The organism is Gordonibacter sp. 28C, from assembly GCF_003339845.1.
In the GTDB taxonomy this organism is placed as follows: Bacteria; Actinomycetota; Coriobacteriia; order Coriobacteriales; family Eggerthellaceae; genus Gordonibacter.
Window position 1 is genome coordinate 404,583 of the sequence record NZ_PPTR01000002.1, and the last position, 17,265, is coordinate 421,847.

21 protein-coding genes are annotated in these 17,265 nt (G+C 65.3%); 7 read left to right on the plus strand and 14 right to left on the minus strand.

What is annotated here, in order from left to right; all coding sequences use genetic code 11:
* Positions 1-163: 163 nt before the first annotated feature.
* Positions 164-718, minus strand: a complete 555-nt coding sequence (locus C1878_RS04015) for a hypothetical protein (protein ID WP_114600406.1) — start codon at positions 716-718, stop codon at positions 164-166.
* A gap of 5 nt (positions 719-723) precedes the next feature.
* A complete protein-coding gene (locus C1878_RS16815) occupies positions 724-1,020 on the minus strand; it encodes a helix-turn-helix transcriptional regulator (protein WP_241963590.1) in 297 nt (98 codons plus the stop codon).
* Positions 1,021-1,531: 511 nt separating this feature from the next.
* On the opposite strand from C1878_RS16815, the gene C1878_RS04025 reads away from it, so the two are divergent.
* Complete coding sequence (locus C1878_RS04025) at positions 1,532-2,218, plus strand: GNAT family N-acetyltransferase (RefSeq protein ID WP_114600407.1); 687 nt, start codon at positions 1,532-1,534, stop codon at positions 2,216-2,218.
* Position 2,219: 1 nt separating this feature from the next.
* Positions 2,220-3,146, plus strand: a complete 927-nt coding sequence (locus C1878_RS04030) for a YafY family protein (protein WP_114600408.1) — start codon at positions 2,220-2,222, stop codon at positions 3,144-3,146.
* A 65-nt stretch (positions 3,147-3,211) separates the two neighbouring features.
* Here the strand turns inward: C1878_RS04030 and C1878_RS04035 are convergent, their stop codons facing one another.
* The 9 genes from C1878_RS04035 to nrfD (C1878_RS04075) all read right to left on the minus strand — a co-directional run bounded on the left by C1878_RS04035 (position 3,212) and on the right by nrfD (C1878_RS04075) (position 11,640).
* Positions 3,212-3,892, minus strand: coding sequence for a molecular chaperone (locus C1878_RS04035; RefSeq protein WP_114600409.1), 681 nt, complete (start codon positions 3,890-3,892; stop codon positions 3,212-3,214).
* Positions 3,885-4,331 carry a DUF4405 domain-containing protein gene (locus C1878_RS04040; RefSeq protein WP_114600463.1) on the minus strand — a complete coding sequence of 149 codons (447 nt, stop codon included), beginning with the start codon at positions 4,329-4,331 and terminating at the stop codon, positions 3,885-3,887. The genes C1878_RS04035 and C1878_RS04040 overlap by 8 nt, the downstream gene beginning before the upstream one ends.
* A 9-nt stretch (positions 4,332-4,340) precedes the next feature.
* Positions 4,341-4,694, minus strand: coding sequence for a hypothetical protein (locus C1878_RS04045; protein ID WP_114600410.1), 354 nt, complete (start codon positions 4,692-4,694; stop codon positions 4,341-4,343).
* A gap of 60 nt (positions 4,695-4,754) precedes the next feature.
* A complete protein-coding gene (gene nrfD / locus C1878_RS04050; RefSeq protein ID WP_114600411.1) occupies positions 4,755-5,981 on the minus strand; it encodes an NrfD/PsrC family molybdoenzyme membrane anchor subunit in 1,227 nt (408 codons plus the stop codon).
* 18 nt (positions 5,982-5,999) lie between these two features.
* Positions 6,000-6,620, minus strand: coding sequence for a sulfate reduction electron transfer complex DsrMKJOP subunit DsrO (dsrO, locus tag C1878_RS04055; protein WP_114600412.1), 621 nt, complete (start codon positions 6,618-6,620; stop codon positions 6,000-6,002).
* A 9-nt stretch (positions 6,621-6,629) separates the two neighbouring features.
* Entirely contained in the window at positions 6,630-9,074 is a 2,445-nt protein-coding gene (locus C1878_RS04060) for a molybdopterin-dependent oxidoreductase (RefSeq protein WP_114600413.1), read from the minus strand.
* Positions 9,075-9,310: 236 nt separating this feature from the next.
* The gene (locus C1878_RS04065) at positions 9,311-10,258 is read right to left on the minus strand and encodes a slipin family protein (RefSeq protein ID WP_114600414.1); all 948 of its coding nucleotides are present in this window, start codon (positions 10,256-10,258) and stop codon (positions 9,311-9,313) included.
* 16 nt (positions 10,259-10,274) lie between these two features.
* Positions 10,275-10,673 (minus strand): GntR family transcriptional regulator, encoded by a 399-nt coding sequence (locus tag C1878_RS04070; RefSeq protein WP_114600415.1) that lies wholly within the window; start codon positions 10,671-10,673, stop codon positions 10,275-10,277.
* Between the two features lie 43 nt (positions 10,674-10,716).
* Positions 10,717-11,640: an NrfD/PsrC family molybdoenzyme membrane anchor subunit gene (gene nrfD, locus C1878_RS04075; RefSeq protein ID WP_158539717.1), complete on the minus strand. Its 924-nt coding sequence runs from the start codon at positions 11,638-11,640 to the stop codon at positions 10,717-10,719.
* A gap of 260 nt (positions 11,641-11,900) precedes the next feature.
* Between nrfD (C1878_RS04075) and C1878_RS04080 the strand changes: the two genes are divergently transcribed.
* The 4 genes from C1878_RS04080 to C1878_RS04095 all read left to right on the plus strand — a co-directional run bounded on the left by C1878_RS04080 (position 11,901) and on the right by C1878_RS04095 (position 14,782).
* Positions 11,901-12,368 (plus strand): GyrI-like domain-containing protein, encoded by a 468-nt coding sequence (locus C1878_RS04080; RefSeq protein WP_114600417.1) that lies wholly within the window; start codon positions 11,901-11,903, stop codon positions 12,366-12,368.
* Between the two features lie 168 nt (positions 12,369-12,536).
* Positions 12,537-13,010, plus strand: coding sequence for a zinc ribbon domain-containing protein (locus C1878_RS04085; protein WP_114600418.1), 474 nt, complete (start codon positions 12,537-12,539; stop codon positions 13,008-13,010).
* A 156-nt stretch (positions 13,011-13,166) separates the two neighbouring features.
* On the plus strand, positions 13,167-13,871 hold the full coding sequence (locus C1878_RS04090) for a GyrI-like domain-containing protein (RefSeq protein ID WP_114600419.1): 705 nt from the start codon (positions 13,167-13,169) through the stop codon (positions 13,869-13,871).
* Positions 13,868-14,782 (plus strand): radical SAM protein, encoded by a 915-nt coding sequence (locus C1878_RS04095; protein WP_241963591.1) that lies wholly within the window; start codon positions 13,868-13,870, stop codon positions 14,780-14,782. The genes C1878_RS04090 and C1878_RS04095 overlap by 4 nt, the downstream gene beginning before the upstream one ends.
* Positions 14,783-14,828: 46 nt before the next feature.
* On the opposite strand, the gene C1878_RS04100 is transcribed toward C1878_RS04095, so the two are convergent.
* The 3 genes from C1878_RS04100 to C1878_RS04110 form a co-directional block, all read right to left on the minus strand.
* The gene (locus C1878_RS04100; protein WP_114600421.1) at positions 14,829-15,140 is read right to left on the minus strand and encodes a HigA family addiction module antitoxin; all 312 of its coding nucleotides are present in this window, start codon (positions 15,138-15,140) and stop codon (positions 14,829-14,831) included.
* Between the two features lie 14 nt (positions 15,141-15,154).
* Positions 15,155-15,433, minus strand: a complete 279-nt coding sequence (locus tag C1878_RS04105; protein ID WP_114600422.1) for a type II toxin-antitoxin system RelE/ParE family toxin — start codon at positions 15,431-15,433, stop codon at positions 15,155-15,157.
* A 122-nt stretch (positions 15,434-15,555) separates the two neighbouring features.
* The gene (locus C1878_RS04110; protein ID WP_114600423.1) at positions 15,556-16,593 is read right to left on the minus strand and encodes a proline racemase family protein; all 1,038 of its coding nucleotides are present in this window, start codon (positions 16,591-16,593) and stop codon (positions 15,556-15,558) included.
* Positions 16,594-16,784: 191 nt separating this feature from the next.
* On the opposite strand from C1878_RS04110, the gene C1878_RS04115 reads away from it, so the two are divergent.
* Positions 16,785-17,222 carry a LytTR family DNA-binding domain-containing protein gene (locus C1878_RS04115; protein WP_114600424.1) on the plus strand — a complete coding sequence of 146 codons (438 nt, stop codon included), beginning with the start codon at positions 16,785-16,787 and terminating at the stop codon, positions 17,220-17,222.
* The last annotated feature ends 43 nt before the right edge of the window (positions 17,223-17,265 follow it).

Here is a 17,265-nt window from a genome sequence, read left to right on the forward strand (position 1 = left end):
GTCGCAGCCCGAGCGCAACACGCCGCCCTGGCGGCGGCGCGTTCGAAGTTTTTCTGGTTCGAGTATTCCGTAACGACCGGGCAACGGCAAGACGGCGCGCGCGAACAACACAACAGCGCCACGGTCTGACCGCAACGCATCGTGCGCGACGAAGGAGGGGCCGTCAGTCGTCGTCGAGGTCTTTCTCCAGCTTCGCAAGACGACGTTTCGCCAGGTGGTGATAGGCAAGCAGCACGAGGAACACCAAGAAGCCGGCTTGCAGCCCCATGAAAACGCCGATGACCGCGTCGTCGAGCGGGCGCATGCGATCGAAACCGAGCAGCTGGCACTGGGCGACGAAGCGCACCGCGGCGGTGAGCACGCCGACCGCCAGCCCCGCCAAAGCCGCACCGTTGAGGCAAGCACCTGTCGAAGACTCGCTCGGCCCGTCGAAATCGTCGATCCCCGTAAGCCCCCGGCGGTACAGCAAGAACGCGATGACGAGGAAGGCCGCGAAAAACAGCACGCGCACGAAGGGGTCGACGTACTCGTGCGCGTGCGCGCTGTCGACCAGCCCGTACACCCATTCCACCTGGGACTTCCAGTAACCGTAGTATTGGTAGACCATGAGCCCGACGGCCAGGATCCAGAACCCCACCTTGTAAATGCGGTCCGTCTCGGCCCGCACGCGCTCGTCCACCGGGCCGCCGAATGCTCGCAGGCTCTTCGTAAAACGCATGGCCCTCACCCCTCTTCCCAGAACAGGTCGTCGAGCGTTTTCCCCAACGCATGGCATATGGACAGGCACAGCTTGAGCGTGGGGTTGTAGCCGCCCGCCTCGATAAGGCCGACGGTCTGCCGCGTCGCCCCCACGATGGCGGCCAGCTCGGCTTGGGACAGGCCCGCTTCGACGCGCGCCACCTTCATGCGCAGGTTCTTGCCCGTGGCGGCCGAGGTTGCCGCCACGGCCGCTCCCGCGTCCGCCGCAGCACCGGCCGTTCGCCCCATGCCGCCGGAAGCCCCCCACGATGCTGCCTCCACCTCAACCACCCTTTCCGCAAGTATGCAAGTTCTTTGGCAAAATATACGATTTATCTAACATTATGTCAAATATATATTGCATTTGGCACGCATAGGCAAGTTGAGACGGCAGCACCGTGCGATCCCCGCCGGATCTTCGTTCTTGGGCGGCACACGAGCGCGGGGTTGCGTTCGCAGACGATGTCGCAAGCGCGCCCCCGAAGTCACGATATTCACCGCTGTGAAGCGATTTCGACGCCTTGGAAAGCCTTCAGCGGTTCACCGGACGTCAACCCCGCGCGCCGCGCGGACATTTTCCCAGGTCGTGAAATGCGGGTGCGGCGATTATTGCGTCGCCGAGCTTCACAGCGGTGAATATTGTGACTTCGAGCGCCGTTCGCGTGCATGGTGCAAGCTCCTCGCCAAGGGTCGGCGAACGCACGCTCGTGGTAGTATGTGGCTGCGCGGATTGGCCGCAGCGCGCACAGCCCGCACGACCCGCCTTCCCGCCTCGAAACGAAAGGATCGACCGATGGACTTCCCTCCACGCGCAGCTTGCGCGAGCGTTCGCCTTGCGACGCGCGACGATGCGGAAGCCCTGCGCGCGGTGTACGCGCCGTACGTCGAGACGCCCGTCACTTTCGACACTGCGGCGCCCTCCCCTGCGGAGTTCGCCGCCCGCATGGACAACGCGATGCCCACCCACCCGTGCCTCGTCCTCGAACAGGACGGGCGCGTCGTCGGGTTCGCGTACGCGCACGCCCAGGCAAGCCGAGCGGCTTATCGATGGAACGCGGAGTTGTCGGTGTATCTCGAGCAAGGCGCAACGGGCCGCGGCTGGGGACGCGTGCTGTACGACGCGCTGCTGAAGCTGCTGCGCGCGCAGGGCGTGAAAAGCGCCTACGGCCTGGTAACCGTGCCGAACGCGGCAAGCGAACGCCTGCACGAGGGCTTCGGGTTCCAACGTTGCTGGGTGCAGCCGCACGCCGGCTGGAAGACGGGTTCGTGGCACGACGTGGCCTGGTACGTGAAGGAGCTCGCCCCCTTCGACGACGACCCGGCAGATCCCGTCCCGTTCGACGAACTCGCCCGCACGCGCGCCGACCTGGTGCAGCAGGTCCTCGCAGACGCGAACGCCGCGCTCGGGCACCGGGTTGACAACGAGGGCGATCGCAACGCAGCCGCAGCGAACCCGGCCTTCGCAGAGAGGCGCCCTTAACATGCAGCCCCAACGCCTTTTCGAGATCGTCTACCTGCTCATGGACCGCGGCACCGCCACCACGGGCGAGCTGGCACGCAAACTGGAGGTGTCCGAGCGCACGGTGCGCCGCGACGTGGACGCGCTGTCGGCCGCGGGCGTGCCGGTGTACATGACGCGCGGCAAGGGCGGCGGCGTGCACCTCATGGACGGCTATGTGCTGGACCGCTCGGTGCTGAGCGAGCGCGAGCAGGACGACATCATGGCCGCGCTCTCCGCGCTCAACCGCACCGGAGCCTCCGACGAGGCGAGCGACGAGACGGCCGCACGGCTGGGACGCCTGTTCCAGCGCGAGAACGCGGACTGGCTGGACATGGACTTCTCGTTCTGGGGCGCGCCGCCGAACTACCGCGCCGCGTTCGACACCATTCGCGACGCCGTCATCGGCCGGCATCCGCTGTCGTTCGCGTACTTCGACGCCGCCGGCAACCGCACCGAGCGCACGGTGGAGCCCGCCCAGCTCATGTTCAAGGAATCGTCGTGGTATTTGCGCGCGTGGTGCCGCGAGCGAGACGCATGGCGCCTGTTCAAGCTGTTCCGCATCGATTGGGAGACGTTGGAGACGCTGCCGGAAACGTTTCAGGCGCACGAGCTGCCCGCGCTCGACGAGGGCGGGCACATGAGGGGCGCCGACCGGCTGGTCATGCGATTCGCCGCGCAGGCGGAGTCCCGCGTCCGGGAGGAGTTCGCGCCCGAGACGATCGAGCGCGAGGCCGACGGCAGCTGGCTCGTGACCCTTGCGTGCCACATCACCGAGCGCACGCAATACTATCTGCTGTCGTTCGGGCCCCTGCTGGAAGTGATCGAGCCGCCCGACGTGCGTCGCTGGCTGCAAGAACAGGCCGAGGCCGTCGCGCGCATCTATTCCCAAGCAACCCGGCCGACATAAGGCGAGCGCGCCCGAACGAGCTGCCGCTTTCCAGTCTCGCCCCCTCCGGAATCAAACACGAACCGCTACCCGAGCACCGCTTCGAGCAATTCCGCGGCCGCACGGTAGAACGGCTCGCGGGACTCGGCGGCGACCCCCTGCGCGAAACGAGGCATCCATGTGCGCGCGTGATCTTCGAGGAAGCGGTCGTGCGCGCCGGCCCAACCGCCGTCAGGAGCTTCCACTCCTTCGGGGGCCTGCGCCATGCCGCCCGCGAGCATGCAGAGCCACTGCAGGAACTCCAGCTCGGTGGCCGCGTGGTCCAAAGGCTCGTTCGTGCCCTCGGGGCGCCCCAGGCCGCAGGAGCGCATGAAGCGCTCCACCTCCATGGAGTGCGGGTTCACGAACAGAAGTGCCTGCACCCCGTCGTCGGCCGCGCGCCACACGCCCTCGAAGGGCGGCACGAGGGGCTCGGGCGCGCCCACGAACAGGCGCGTGGCCTCGACGCGCAGCGCGTGCAAAAGCTCTTCGACTCCGCGTCCGTCAACATGCCCCAATTGGGCGCTGTCCCCCATGGGGACGCCCAACGCCTCTGCGACCTCGGTCGCCGCATCGGCCCACTCGCCGCCGGCCACGGCCTCGGCGAGGGTTCGATCGGGATAGCGGAACGAGAGCGCCAGCAGCTCGTAGGCGGCGGCGCGGACCTGCCACGCCGAGGCCTCGCTCGGCTTCGGCGCTTCGCCCGCCTTGCGCACCGTATCATTCATCGTGCGTGTCCCTCCCCTTCTTGATCAAGCCGATAATCCACTTCCCATGCACGACCACGTGCAAAAGCAACAGCGCCAAGAGCACCTTGGCCGCGATGGAGTGCAACGGGTCCCAGAAGAAGTACCCTTCGGCGTACAGCCCCATCGCCGGCAGCACCGCGCCCGAAACGCACAGGCCCGACACCGTGACCACGGCAAACGCCATGAGGATCAACGCGTCGAGCACGAGGTTGCCGCGCGCGCCCCAAGAGGCGCATCTGAACCCGGAAACCGCCGAGCCGACCCAGTCGACATGCGCGACGCAATGAACCAGGAACACCAGAAGGAGGCCGAGCCCCAGCCATTCGTGAGCGCCGATCCCCGTGAGGGCGGGATTGGCGACGACCAGGTACACGGCCAGCGCGACCGCGTCGATCGCAAGATTCTTCCTTACCTCCACGGCAACCACCTAGAGCTTTCTCACCAGGAGCACAAGGCCCACCACAAGGGCCACCGGCGCGAGTATCCACAGGTTCAGGCTCGCGTCGCTCGGCTGGTAATAGCGCGTGGCGAGCGTGTCCCACCCGTGGCAGTCGACGCTCGAGCACGTCGACTTCGGACAGGCCATCTCGTGCACGCCGTCGGGCTCGGGCACGTCGTCGAAGCCGTGGCACGCGCCCGAAGCGCAGCGGGTGGCCGGACACGCGGAGTCGGCCCGGATCGGCTGCGGGGCGCCCACCGAAGGGTCGGCGAGCAGGCCCGCACCGAACACGGCGGCTCCCGCCAGGGCGAACGCCAGCAACGTTATGACAGTCTTTCGCATGCTCGCAACCTTCTATCGGGCGGGAGGCGGCCGGCGGAACCGAACGCCTCCGCAGACCGTTTAATGCGAACGCTCAGTGGGCTTGAGGGGCAGGTACTTGAAGCCCAGCAGCAGAAGCAGCACCCCGAGGCCGAACACGCCCAGCACCACGCCGAACTCGATGGGAGTGGGCCAGTACACCATGCCTTGGTAGGCGCTTGCCAACGTACCGGAGGTGTCCGTCACCGTGTACGACGTCATGGCTCCCGGATAGTCGAGGTTCGGCAGCTGGAACCCGCCCACGAGCAGCTGCACGCGCTTGCAGAAGATGCCCGCGATGGCCAGGAGCGCGCCGACGACGATCAGCGGGTTGGTGCGCAGCCTGGGAACGAAGGCGATGACGGCCGTGATGGCGCACCCGACGACCTCGATCCAGAAGAACGGGGCGAGCGGCCCGGCTACGAGCATGTTCACCACCTCGGTTCCCGACCCGCCCGGGAAGGCGGAGGTGAGCAGGTCGCAGGCGAAGAAGTACAGGTCGACGCACACGAACGCGCCCAGCAGCTTCACCATCTTGACCACGTTCTCCTGGGCGAGCTCCATGTACCCGGCGCGGCGCAGGGCGATGATGACGACGAGCACCAGCGCCACGCCGCACACGAGCGCCGAGGACACGAACCACGGGGCCAGAAGCGCCGTGTGCCAGAACTCGTGGGCCTGCTGCAAGCCGAAGATCCAGGCCGTCACCGAGTGCACGAGCACGGCGGTGACGAGCGCGATGACCGAGATCACGCGCAGGGCCTTCTCGGATCCCTTGCCGTTTTCGAAGCGGACGGTCGCCCACAGGTAGACGATCGACAGGATGAGGTACGTGGACAACACGATGATGTCCCACATGAGGGGCGACCCCAGGTTGGAGTAGGCGAACAGCTCCCAGAGGCGCAGCGGCTGCCCCAGGTCGATGACCACGAACCCGATGGCGAGCACCGTGCAGCAGATGGAAGTCCACACGGCCACCTTGCTGATGCCGCCGAACCCCTTCATGCCGAAGGCGCGCGGCACCGACGAGATGATGAGGCCGCCGGCCGACAGGCCCACGAGGAACATGAAGCTGGTGATGTAGAGCCCCCACGAGTCGAGGTTGCGCATGCCGGTCTGCACGAGGCCGCCGGAGAGCTGCACGCCCCATAGCACGAGGCCGATCACGGTCACGACGGCAGCAACGATGATGCCGATGTTGATTCCCCTACCTCCGAATTTGGCAGCAGGAGCCTTGGCGGCTTGCGCCGCCTGAGCGTTCTCAGACATGTTGTTCTCCTTTTCTGCTTAGACGAGATAGTGAACGGAGGGGTTGGTGCCCATTTCGGGGAGGAGCTGCATGCTCTCGCGATCACGGACGAGCTTCGACACCTCCGAGTCGGGATCGTCGAAATCGCCGAAGAAACGGGCGCGGCCCGCGCAGGCCTCAACGCATTTCGGCTTCTGCCCCTTCGCGATGCGGCCGACGCAGAGCGTGCACTTCTCGACCGTGTGCTTCTGGTGCGCGGGGCTCTCCTCCTCGCCGATGCTGAAGCCTACGGCGAACTTCGGCTCCTCCCAGTTGAACGAGCGTACGCCCGTGTAGGGGCAGGCCGACATGCACATGCGGCAGCCGATGCACTTGTCGTAGTCCTGGCGCACGATGCCGGTGTCCTTGTCCTTGAACGTGGCCCCCACCGGGCACACCTTCACGCAAGCGGGGTTCGCACAATGCTGGCAGGCGACGGGGAGATGGTGGATCTCCGCGTTCGGATAGCTGCCGCGAGCCGTGTCAATCTGCTCGCCTCCGACGGTGAGGACGCGGTTCCACCACGTGCCGGCCGGCAGGTTGTTGGCAAGCTTGCAGGCCGTCGAGCACGTCTGGCAGCCCATGCACTTCTTCAGATCGATAACCATTCCATACTGCATGATTCACTCCTAACCGACTTTTTCGACTTCGCACAAGCAGTCGAACCATGCGGGTCCGGGGATAGCCTGATCGACGTAAGCAGCGCTGAGGTCGGAGTAGTGGCCTTCGATGAACTGATCGTCCTGCCATCCGTGGTCGATGACGACCATGCCGGGGCAGATGCCGGGGTTCAGGTACGCCTTGATGACGACGTAGCCGCGGTCGTTGTGCAGCTTGACGACGTCGCCGTCCTCGATCCCGCGCTCCTTCGCATCGGCGTCGTTGATCTTGATGTAGGGCTCGGACTCGAGCTCGAGCAGGGAATCGACGTAGGTGAACTGCGTGTGGACCTTGAACTTGGAGCGCTCGGACGTGAAGATGAGCGGGTACTTCCGAATCAAGTCGTTCTCGTACCACGCCTCGCGCGGCGGGAACCAGTACGGAAGGGCGCGGTACTCCTTGTCCCACTCGAAGCCCGCGTCGAACTTCGGCTTGGCGTCCTCGATATAGAACTCGGAGCGGCCGGTCGTCGTGTAGAACTTCTCGTCTCCGTAGACGTAGTCTTCCCGGAAGGCGTAGATGCGGCCCTCCTTCTGCAGGCGCTCCCACGTGATCCCGTAGCTGCGGGCCTTGTCGTTGTCGACGGACTGCGCCAGGAAGTCGTCGATCGAGAGCTCGAACTTGTCGCCGAGGCCCATGCCCTTCGCGAGCAGCGCCGCGATGTCGAAATCGCTCTTCGCCTCGAACTGGGGCTCGATCGCCTTCTCCATCAGGCGCAGGTAGGGGTTGGCGTTCGGACGGGCGATGTCGCGCGCCTCCCACATGTACGTGGCCGGCAAGACGATGTCGGAATAGCGGCACGTCTCGCTCATCCACACGTCGACCGTGACCACCAGGTCGAGCTTGTCGAATATCTCGAGCCACTTCTTGCGCTCGGGGTAGTTGCCGATGACGTTGTGCACGTACAGGAAAAGGCTCTTCACCTGGTTCTGGAACTCGCCGATGCCGCCGTCTTCCAGCACGTCGTAGAGGTACGCGCCCGCAAGCTGGGGGCTCTTCTTGCCGTCTTTGGGGGTTCCCCAGGCGGTCGTGTTCAAGCCTTGGGCGATGGGCATGGACATGTCGCATACGGAGAAGCCGGTGCCGAGCTTCGTCATCTGCCCAGAGATGTCCAGCAGCGTGAGCATGTTGATGTAGCCGGTGATACCGTTCGAGTAGTGGTCGATGCCGAAGCCCGTGAGGATGGACGAAGGGCCGTCCATGAGCTCGGCGGCAAGCCACTCGATGGTCTCCAGGGGGATGTCCGTCTTCTCGACGATGTCGTCCAGGTCGAATTCGTCCAAGCGCTCGAGCAAGAGGCTGTACGCCGTGGTGACGCGATGCCCTTCGACCTCGAACGTTCCCTCGATAACGGGATCGGACACCTGGTCGAGCTCGCCCGCGACGCCCTCGGAGCTGTAGACAAGGATCTTGTCCTCCTTCGACCCCGCCTCGGCCTTGCCGAGATCGCTCAGGCGCAGGTACTTGCCGTCGGACTCCTTCACGAGGAACGGCGCCACCGTCTTGTTGCGCAGGTTGTCCTCGTCCTGGAGCCCGTCGCGCAGGATGATCTTGGACATGCCGATGGCCAGCAAGCCGTCGGTGCCCGGACGAATGGGGATGAACTTGTCGGCCTTGCCCGCCGTCGTCGTGAAGTTCGGATCGATCACGTACAGCTTCGCGCCGTTGAGCTGCGCTTCCGAAATGAAGTGGTACGCGATGATCGCGGACTCGCTGGGGTTGCAGCCCCAACAGAATATCTTCTTGGCGAACTTGAGGTTCCTGAACTCGTTGCCCGTCGAGCAGAACGCGTCGTAGCCGATGTGGTCCCACGTCGAGTTGACGCCGTTGGCATCGTAGTTGTTCAGGAAGTTCGTCGCGCCCATGTAGGCCCGAAGGCGGTCGTACGACGCCATGGTGGCCGTGAAGGAGCCCGAGCCCTTGGCGAACACAACGCTCGCGTCGCCGTACTCCTTCTGGTAGCTCTTCCACTTCGTGCAGATCTCGTCGATGGCCTCGTCCCAGCTGATGCGCTCGAACTCGCCCGAGCCGCGCTCGCCGACGCGCCGCAGGGGGTACTGGATGCGCTCGGGAGAGTAGCAGCGCTCGATGTTCGTGTACCCACGCAGGCACACCGCATGGTAGTCCGGCTGATCCTCGCTGACGAAGTTCTGCAGATCGACCACTTTGCCGTCTTCCACGAAAACGTCCATGGGGCACGCGAAGCCGTGGCAGTTGCCCATGCAGGTGGTCGGCACCTTTTTCCTCGCAGAGCCGGAATTGCCGCCGTCCTCGGCTCCGAAAGCCCGATCGGGCGAAAGGGCCGCAAGGGACGAGCAGATGCCCGATGCGGCGACCGCGCCGGTCACTACCCCGGTCGTTTTGAGAAAGCTTCTACGAGTGAGCCCGCCTTGCGAACTATCCGTTCCCGACATTTCTCCTCCTCAGATTCTGTCGGAATATCCCCTCGATGACTTCCGGCCGCATACGCAGACGCCTTGCGGCCGAAAAGCCGATTCTTCAGGATACCCCTCCTACACCTTGAGAGAATTGGCCAAATCTCCACTGGCTGCACAATACCAAGTTATCCTAGGATAAGCAAGACTTGTCCTAGGATAACTTGATATTGTATTATTCTTTTTTAAAGATAGATCATCGATACGCCGGAAGGTCACTTCTCCAAAATCTTACCAACGTCATCAGGGAAAACATCGCCGAAGCCCTCGGCGAACGAGCTGGGGACCACCACGGTACCGCCGGTGTCGCGCACGCTTTCGTACAGCAGGTGCATGCGCCTGATCTTCAGGGCGTTGTCGTTGTCGTCGTAAGCCTCCCCCACTTCCTTCGCCATCTCGGAGATGGTCTGCTCGGCCTCCATGAGGATGATGCGGGCCTTCTTGCGCTGCTCGGCCTGAGCCTCGAGCGACATCGCCTCCTGAAGCGACTCGGGCACCACAATGTCCCTGATCTCCACCGACAGGACCGAGATGCCCCACTGCGATGTCTTCTCGTCCAGCACTTGGGTGAGCTCCTTGTCCAACTGGTTGCGGCGGATGGTGATCTCGGCCACGCTCGAGCGCCCGATGGCATCGCGCAGGGCGGTTTGCGCGGCCAGCTGCACGGCCAGGCTGTAGTTGCTGATCTCCATGCACGCCTTCTCGGCGTCCCACACCATCCAGTACAGCACGGCGTCGATGTCGAGGGGGATGAGATCGGCCGTCAACGTCTCCTTCGCGCCGAACGGCACCGACCGCATGCGCATGTCGACGCTCAGGGAGCAATGCTCCACGATGGGAAGCGTGAACACCAGGCCCGGTCCGGAGACGCGGTTGAGCTTGCCGAACCGCAGCACGACGAACTTCTCCCACTGCTGGGCGATGTGCATCGTGGAGATGGCGAGCCACCCGACAACCAGGGCCACGGCAACGCTCACCGCGTCGAGCGTTCCGCCGACAAGCCACCACAGGCCCAGCACCAACCCGAACGCGATCGCGAACAGCGCTATCGAGAAAATCAGCGCGCCCGCCTTCGAGGCCGTCCGGTCGGTTTCGAGCACTTGGGTCTCGGCAACGACGCCATGGCGGTTCTGCTTCTGCGCGTTCGCCTTGTCGTTTCTCATGCTTTCCCTCTTTCGCTCAGTCCTTGCCACCGCTTCGTTCCTTCTCCATCTCGCGCATCTTCTTCTTGATGCGCTTGTTCACGTCGTCGAACGACAGCCCCATGGCAAGGCAGGCGTCGACGCAGTCTTCGATGAGCGTGTCGACCGACTCGAACTTCTCGCTCTTCTCTTCCTCTATCTCGCGCACGATGGCGCCCCGCCCGGGCTTCGAGTCGATGTAGCCCTCGTCCACCAGGCTGATGTACGCCTTGTTGACCGTGTTGAAGTTGATGGATATCTCCGCCGCCAGGCCGCGCACGGTCGGCAGCTTCTCGCCGGGCTTGAAGTATCCGGTCGTGATCAGGTACACCATGCGGTTGCGCAGCTGCAGCCAGATGGGCAGATCGCTTTCTTTGTCTACTTCGAACCAAGCCACGTCGCTCTGCCGCGTCCCTCCGGTAACGTATCGATGAGTTGCCTCATTGTATCCCAAGCGCCGCCATGACGGACGCCGCGATATCCACGGCCATGCCCGCCTCCGAGACGCACCAGCGCAGGAAAAACCCTCCCACCAGCACGAACGCCCCCGCCGCCACGGCGGGGCGCACGGCCGCTTTGCGGTTGAGAACCTCGCAGGCCAGCGGGGCAACGAGCCCGAGCGCCACCACGAGCCCGAGGAACGGCGCGGCCAGGTCGCCCTGCACGAGCCTCTCGGCCGACGCCTGGGCGGTCCCGCCTCCCAGATAGGCCGTGCCCGCGAACAACGCGAGCACGACGATCTCGCATGCGATGGCTGCGGCGTCGACCTTTCGCAGGCGGTCCAGCGTCGCCGCGAACCCCTCGCCCGCACCGGTCAGGACGACCGCGCAGATGAGCAACGCGATGCCGGTGGAGAGCGCCGACGCGACGAACAGGACGGGCAGCCAGGGCGATGCCCACAGCGGCACCGACGGCATGCTCGAGAGGAACAGCCCCGTGTACACCATCACCACGAAGGCGGCCACCGCGAGCAGGGGCCGAACGGCCAGCATGAACGCCCTCGGCAGGGCTGCGCAGCCGAACGCCCAAACGAACAGGGGCACGGCAGCCAGCGCGATGAGGACGAGCAGCGCGAAGGCGCCGACCGTGATAAAGGAGAGCGTGGGTTGGAAGATAAGCGCGAGCGCCCGCTCGCCGCGCCCGAGATCGAGGAACAGGCAGACCATGCCGATGGCGACGGCGGCGATTCCCGCCACGTAGACGGGCCCGAAGAACCGGCGGTACGCCTCCTTCGGAGCGTAGCGCCCGCCGCAATCGGCGACGACCGCCTGGGGGGACAGGCATTCGAGAACGGCGGATACGAGCAGGAGCCCGGCGCCCGCGCCGCCCAGGAACAAGTACCAAACCGTCAGATCCCCCAGCATCTCCCACCCCCTCTTCGCCCGCTCGTCCGCACGCCCCCTGAGGCCGCGCGGCCCGCAACCCAGCACAGCCATTCTAGGCGATGCGGCAAGAATAGCAAAGCGCAACCGAAACCTTGCGGCTTTCGTCCGATGCCCGTCGACAACGCACGATAAGATTTGAGGGAAAAGTTGTAGAACTTTCCGCATAACCGGACACGCCCTGTCCGGTTACGTTCGGTATCGTGTCCTTCGTCAACGCAACCTAACGAGAGGACCCAACCATGAGCTACGAAATCGTCGAGCTCCCCGCCCGCACCGTCGTCGGACCCACCGTGCGCGCCTCCAACAACTCGCCGGAGGAAGGCGCCGTCATCGGCCAGCTCTGGCAGCGCTTCATGGGCGAGGGCATGGACCGTTCCATTCCCGGCACGCGCGTCGAGCCGTACGGATGCTTCGCGCTGTACTACGGCTACGACATGGGCGACATGAGCTACGAGCTGCTGGTGGGCTGCGAGACCGACGCCGCCGCGCCCGAGGGCATGCGGTCCCAGGACATCGCCGCAGGCCGTTACGCGAAGTTCGCCATTCGGGGCGGCGACTGCGTTGCCAGCGTCCAGAAAATCTGGGAGGACATCTGGGCCGACGAAGAGCTCACGGCGCAGCGCGCGTTCACGGTGGACTTCGAGGCCTACCTGCCGGGCGAGGACATGTCCTGCGCCGACATCGACGTGTTCGTGGCGCTGAAGTAACTTGCCTTCCCGCCGGCCGGCGACGCGCGCTCGACGGACCCGAAGCGCATGTCGCCGGCCGCTCTTCGGCGGAACCCCGAACGAGGCAACCGACGGTTGCTTGACGGAACCGGGAGCGCATGGTTCCATGGTGGGAGGTTTCGAACCATCCCCGAAAAAGGAGCCAGCATGGCGATCAAAGACACGCTCATCTCGATCAGGGAGCAGAACGGCCTCACGCAAAGCGAGATGGCCGAGCGCCTGTTCGTCACGCGGCAAGCGGTGTCGCGTTGGGAGTGCGGCGATACGCAGCCGGGCATCGACACGCTCAAGCTCATCGCCACCACGTTCCACGTGCCCATCGAGGCGCTGCTGGAGCTGCCGATGCAGAGCGTGTGCCAAAGCTGCGGCATGCCGCTGTCGGACCCCGGCCTGCTGGGCACCGAGGCCGACGGCTCTCCGAGCGAGCAGCACTGCAAGTGGTGCTATGCGGACGGCGGGTACCTAGGGGCCTGCACCATGGAGGACATGGTGAACATATGCGTGGAGAACATGACGAAGACCGAGGCGCCGTTCACCGAAGCCGAGGCACGCGCTTACATGGAGACGCTGCTGCCCCAGCTCGACCGCTGGAAAGGCGCGGCGCCGACCGAGGCGCGGTAGGCCGGAGCGCGCGGAGCTCTCTGAGGACCGTTCCGAGAGCGCGATCGAAACGCCTTTCGTAGGGACGGGGCCTATCCCGCTCTTGCGAGCGACCGCCAAGTGCACGAACCTCTGCGATTGCGCGTAGCCCAACCGCAGCGAGAACAGGAGCAAACCATGGCCGGAGCGTTCGACTTCAAGAAAGAATACCGGGACCTCTACCTGCCGAAGGAGAAACCGGCGCTCGTGGACGTGCCGTCCATGAGCTTCGTCGCCGTGGCCGGGGAGGGCAACCCGAACGAGGAGAACGGCGCCTACGCCGAGGCGCTCGCGCTGCAGTACGCCGTCTCGTACACCATCAAGATGGCGAAGATGGGCCCATGGCAGCCGGACGGCTACTTCGACTACGTCGTGCCGCCGCTGGAGGGCCTTTGGTGGACCGCCGAGGGCGGGTTCGACGGGCGGAGCATCCTCGACAAAGACAAGCTGAACTGGGTTTCCTTGATCCGCCTGCCGGAGTTCGTCACGCCCGACGTTCATCGATGGGCGCTCGAGCAGGTGGCGGCCAAGAAGCCCGAGCTCGACGCGGGGCGGGCGCGTTTCCTGACGTTCGCCGAAGGGCCGTGCGCGCAGATTCTGCACAAGGGCCCGTACGACGACGAACCCGCGACCGTCGAGGAGCTCGAGACGTTCATCGGCGCAAACAGGCTGGCCGGCGACATCGCCGACCCGGAAAGCGCCGAAGCCCTGCTGGGCGCGCTCGACGCCGGCGGCGGCGTGCCGTCGGTGCGGCTGCACCATGAGATCTACCTGGGCGACCCGCGCCGCACGAAGCCGGAGAACCTGAAAACCGTCATCCGCCATCCCGTGAGATCTGCGTGAGCGCAGGCGCAACCGCGCCCTGCCCCACCGTGCGGGCGCGCTCCATCCTGCAGAAGGTGCGCCATCACGGCGACGAGTGGTTCGGCATCGACTACAACATGAACCTGTACCGCGGCTGCTGCCACGGTTGCATCTACTGCGACAGCCGAAGCGAGTGCTACCGCGTGGACGACTTCGACCGCGTGCGCGTGAAGTTCGACGCGCTGGCCATCCTGCGCCGCGAGCTGCGCAGCCGCCGCGTGCGCGGCGTGGTGGGCGTGGGCGCCATGTCCGACACGTACAACCCCTTCGAGCGCGACCTGCAGGTGACGCGCGGCGCGTTGGAGCTGCTGGCGGAACACGGCTTCGGCGTGTCGGTGGACACGAAGAGCACGCTGGTCGCACGCGACGTCGACCTGCTGCGCGCCATCGGCGGCGCAGGCGGCGCCATAGCCAAGCTCACCGTCACCACCGCCGACGACGATCTGGCGCGCCTCGTCGAGCCGCATGCGCCCGCGCCTTCCGAGCGCTTCGCGGCGCTGGCCGAGCTCGCCGAGGCCGGCGTGTTCTGCGGCGTGCTGTTCACGCCCACGCTGCCGTGGGTGACCGACGACGACGCCACCGTGCGCGGCGTGGTGGAAGGCGCGGCCGCGGCGGGCGCGCGGTTCGTCTACCACATGACGGGCGTGACCATGCGCGACCGCCAACGCGACCACTTCCTCGAGCGCATCGCCGCGGTCGACCCCGCCTTGCCCGACCGCTATCGGCGCACGTTCGGCGACCGCTACTTCTGCAACAGCCCGCGCGCGGCCGAGAACCGCGCCCTGTTCCGCGCCCTCTGCAAGGAGCACGGCCTGCTCTGGCGCATGCCCGACATCATAGCCGCCTACAAGCCCGTCCAAACCCTGGGCTCGCAGGGCAGCCTGTTCTAGCGAAAGGGGCGAACGAGGCCCGCCCCGCGTGCGCGCCGTGCCCGTCTCACGCGGCCGTGCCGCTCCAAGGCTTTATCTTCTCCAACTCGTCCGACAACTCCCGGAGGGCTATCTCGGTATCGTATGCGACTTGCGCGCGCAACCAATACCCGTTCGAGAGGCCGAAGAACTTGCACAGCCGAAGATCGGTATCGGCCGTTATCGCGCGCTTTCCGGCCACGATCTGGCCGATGCGTCCCGCAGGAACACCAACCTCCTTAGCCAACCGATACTGGGTGATGTTCATCGGCTCCAGAAACTCTTCCTTCAACAGCTCCCCCGGCGAGATGGGGACAACCGCGTACTCTATTCTTCCCATTATCCAAAACCTCCTTAATGGTAATCGACTATCTCAACGTCTTGAGCGCCTGCCGTCGTCCAGCGAAAGCATAGCCTGAACTGGTCGTTTATACGAATACTGTAACAGCCGTCGCGATCCCCCTTCAACGCCTCAAGCCTATTGCCAGGAGGGACGCGCAAATCATCCAGCGTCAGCGCGATTTCTAACTGGCGTAGCTTGCGGCGCGCCACGCGCTCGAACGACACGAACCGTTTGACGCGAATTCCCTTCGCGAGCTTTTCAGCATCTTGGTCTTTAAAGGAAACGATCATGAAGAAATAGTAACGCTATACGTTAATAACGTCAAGCGTTACTATTTCTTCGGAACTAAAGCGTTGACTCGCCAGGTGCGCCGGACGCAGGCGAAAAGAGAACGGGAGATGCTGGAGAGCCGCTACCGCTCCAACAGGAAGCCGTGGCCGAGCGGGTCGGCGGCGTCCACGAGGCAGGTCCCCACCCCGGTGAGGAACGCCGATCCCGTGATGCGCGGGACCACGGCGGGGACGCCCCCCACCGTCGTTTCCCGTTCCACGGAGCCCGTGAAGCGCGTGCCCATGAAGCTCTCGCAGACCACCGGATCCCCGCACCGGATGTCGCCGCGGCGGTAGAGCGCGGCCAGCTTGGCGCTCAAGCCCGTGCCGCACGGCGAACGGTCGACCTGCCCGGCACCGAACACCACCACATGGCGCAACGCCGCCGCAACGGGGTCGGGGGCGGGTCCGTAGAACTCCACCAGGTCGACGGTGTCGATGTCGAGCGTCGGGTGCTCCACGCAAATCGTGCGGTTCACGGCCTCCCTCACGCGCGATCCGAGCTGCGCGTAGGCGGACGCCGTCGCAGGCCCGATCTCGCCGAGGCCCAAAGACGCCGCGTCCACGAGCGCGAAGAAGCTGCCGCCGAAGGCGACGGTCAGCGGAACGGCGCGGCCGTCCACGTCCACCGTCGCATCGTCGCAGTAGACGAACGAGGGCACGTTCTCGAACGAGACGGACTCGACCTTTCCGCCGCGCACCTGCGCCGTGGTGCGCACGAGCCCGGCGGGCGCCTCGAGCACGACCTCGTTCTCGCCCTCGCACGCCTCGACGATCCCGGTTTCGAGCACGGCCGCCGCCACGGCCATGGTGCCGTGGCCGCACATGTTCAGGTAGCCGCCCGTATCCATGAACACGACGCCGACCTGGGCCTCGGGGTCGACCGGCTCGCAGAGGAACGCCCCGAACATGTCGTGGTGGCCGCGCGGCTCCAGCATGAGGACGCGTCGAAGGCCGTCGCAGTGCTCCTCCATCCAACGGCGCTTCTCGATCATCGTGGCGCCTTGCGGCTCGGGAAAGCCTCCCACGGCGATACGGCAGGGCTCGCCCGCCGCATGCGCGTCCACCACCCGCACCGCCGCCTCGAAGCGATCGAAGTCCACCTTCGCCGTCAGATCCATGCCCGCACCTTCCGTCGTTTGCCCTGACGATCCGAGCATAGCACAACAACGGAAACGGAGCCCACGCGGAGCCTTTCTGCAACTTGCACGTCGCTGGATGCAGGTGGGCCCGAGCGGCCTTGTACGGGCAACGCGATTTCGGCATACTGACGGCGTTGGCCAACCGTACACCACCGACCAGAAGGCGCATCATGAACGTGACCATCACCGAGAACCCCGCGCTTGAAGACATCGAGGTTTCCGTCGCGTGCCCGCGCATCGACGACCGCGTGCAACGCATCGTGGCGTCGCTGGGCGCGCTCGACCGCAAGCTCGTCGGATCGCGCGAGGGGGCCGTTCACCGCATCGACCTCGACGCCGTGTGCTATGCGGAAACCGTGGACGGCAAGACGTTCCTTTACACGAGCGAAACCGTGTACGAAACGCCGATGCGCCTGTACGAGCTTGAAGACAGGTTGGCCGGAACGGAATTCGTGCGCGCGTCGAAGCAGATGATCGTGAACTTCGACCACGTGACCTCCATCCGGCCGGCCCTGAATGCGCGGCTGCAGCTCATGCTGGACAACGGCGAGGCCGTGATCGTGTCGCGCCAATACGCGTCCGCCATCAAACGCAAGCTGGGACTGTAGACGCGGCCGCAAGCCGCACCGCCCGCTCGCCACCCGCAATCGG

Coding starts and splice junctions, on each gene's coding strand:
- C1878_RS04015 (WP_114600406.1), bottom strand. CDS start 718: ATGCGTTTTACGAAGAGCCTGCGAGCATTCGGCGGCCCGGTGGACGAG.
- C1878_RS04025 (WP_114600407.1), top strand. CDS start 1,532: ATGGACTTCCCTCCACGCGCAGCTTGCGCGAGCGTTCGCCTTGCGACG.
- C1878_RS04030 (WP_114600408.1), top strand. CDS start 2,220: ATGCAGCCCCAACGCCTTTTCGAGATCGTCTACCTGCTCATGGACCGC.
- C1878_RS04035 (WP_114600409.1), bottom strand. CDS start 3,892: ATGAATGATACGGTGCGCAAGGCGGGCGAAGCGCCGAAGCCGAGCGAG.
- C1878_RS04045 (WP_114600410.1), bottom strand. CDS start 4,694: ATGCGAAAGACTGTCATAACGTTGCTGGCGTTCGCCCTGGCGGGAGCC.
- nrfD (WP_114600411.1), bottom strand. CDS start 5,981: ATGTCTGAGAACGCTCAGGCGGCGCAAGCCGCCAAGGCTCCTGCTGCC.
- dsrO (WP_114600412.1), bottom strand. CDS start 6,620: ATGCAGTATGGAATGGTTATCGATCTGAAGAAGTGCATGGGCTGCCAG.
- C1878_RS04060 (WP_114600413.1), bottom strand. CDS start 9,074: ATGTCGGGAACGGATAGTTCGCAAGGCGGGCTCACTCGTAGAAGCTTT.
- C1878_RS04065 (WP_114600414.1), bottom strand. CDS start 10,258: ATGAGAAACGACAAGGCGAACGCGCAGAAGCAGAACCGCCATGGCGTC.
- nrfD (WP_158539717.1), bottom strand. CDS start 11,640: ATGCTGGGGGATCTGACGGTTTGGTACTTGTTCCTGGGCGGCGCGGGC.
- C1878_RS04080 (WP_114600417.1), top strand. CDS start 11,901: ATGAGCTACGAAATCGTCGAGCTCCCCGCCCGCACCGTCGTCGGACCC.
- C1878_RS04085 (WP_114600418.1), top strand. CDS start 12,537: ATGGCGATCAAAGACACGCTCATCTCGATCAGGGAGCAGAACGGCCTC.
- C1878_RS04090 (WP_114600419.1), top strand. CDS start 13,167: ATGGCCGGAGCGTTCGACTTCAAGAAAGAATACCGGGACCTCTACCTG.
- C1878_RS04100 (WP_114600421.1), bottom strand. CDS start 15,140: ATGGGAAGAATAGAGTACGCGGTTGTCCCCATCTCGCCGGGGGAGCTG.
- C1878_RS04105 (WP_114600422.1), bottom strand. CDS start 15,433: ATGATCGTTTCCTTTAAAGACCAAGATGCTGAAAAGCTCGCGAAGGGA.
- C1878_RS04110 (WP_114600423.1), bottom strand. CDS start 16,593: ATGGATCTGACGGCGAAGGTGGACTTCGATCGCTTCGAGGCGGCGGTG.
- C1878_RS04115 (WP_114600424.1), top strand. CDS start 16,785: ATGAACGTGACCATCACCGAGAACCCCGCGCTTGAAGACATCGAGGTT.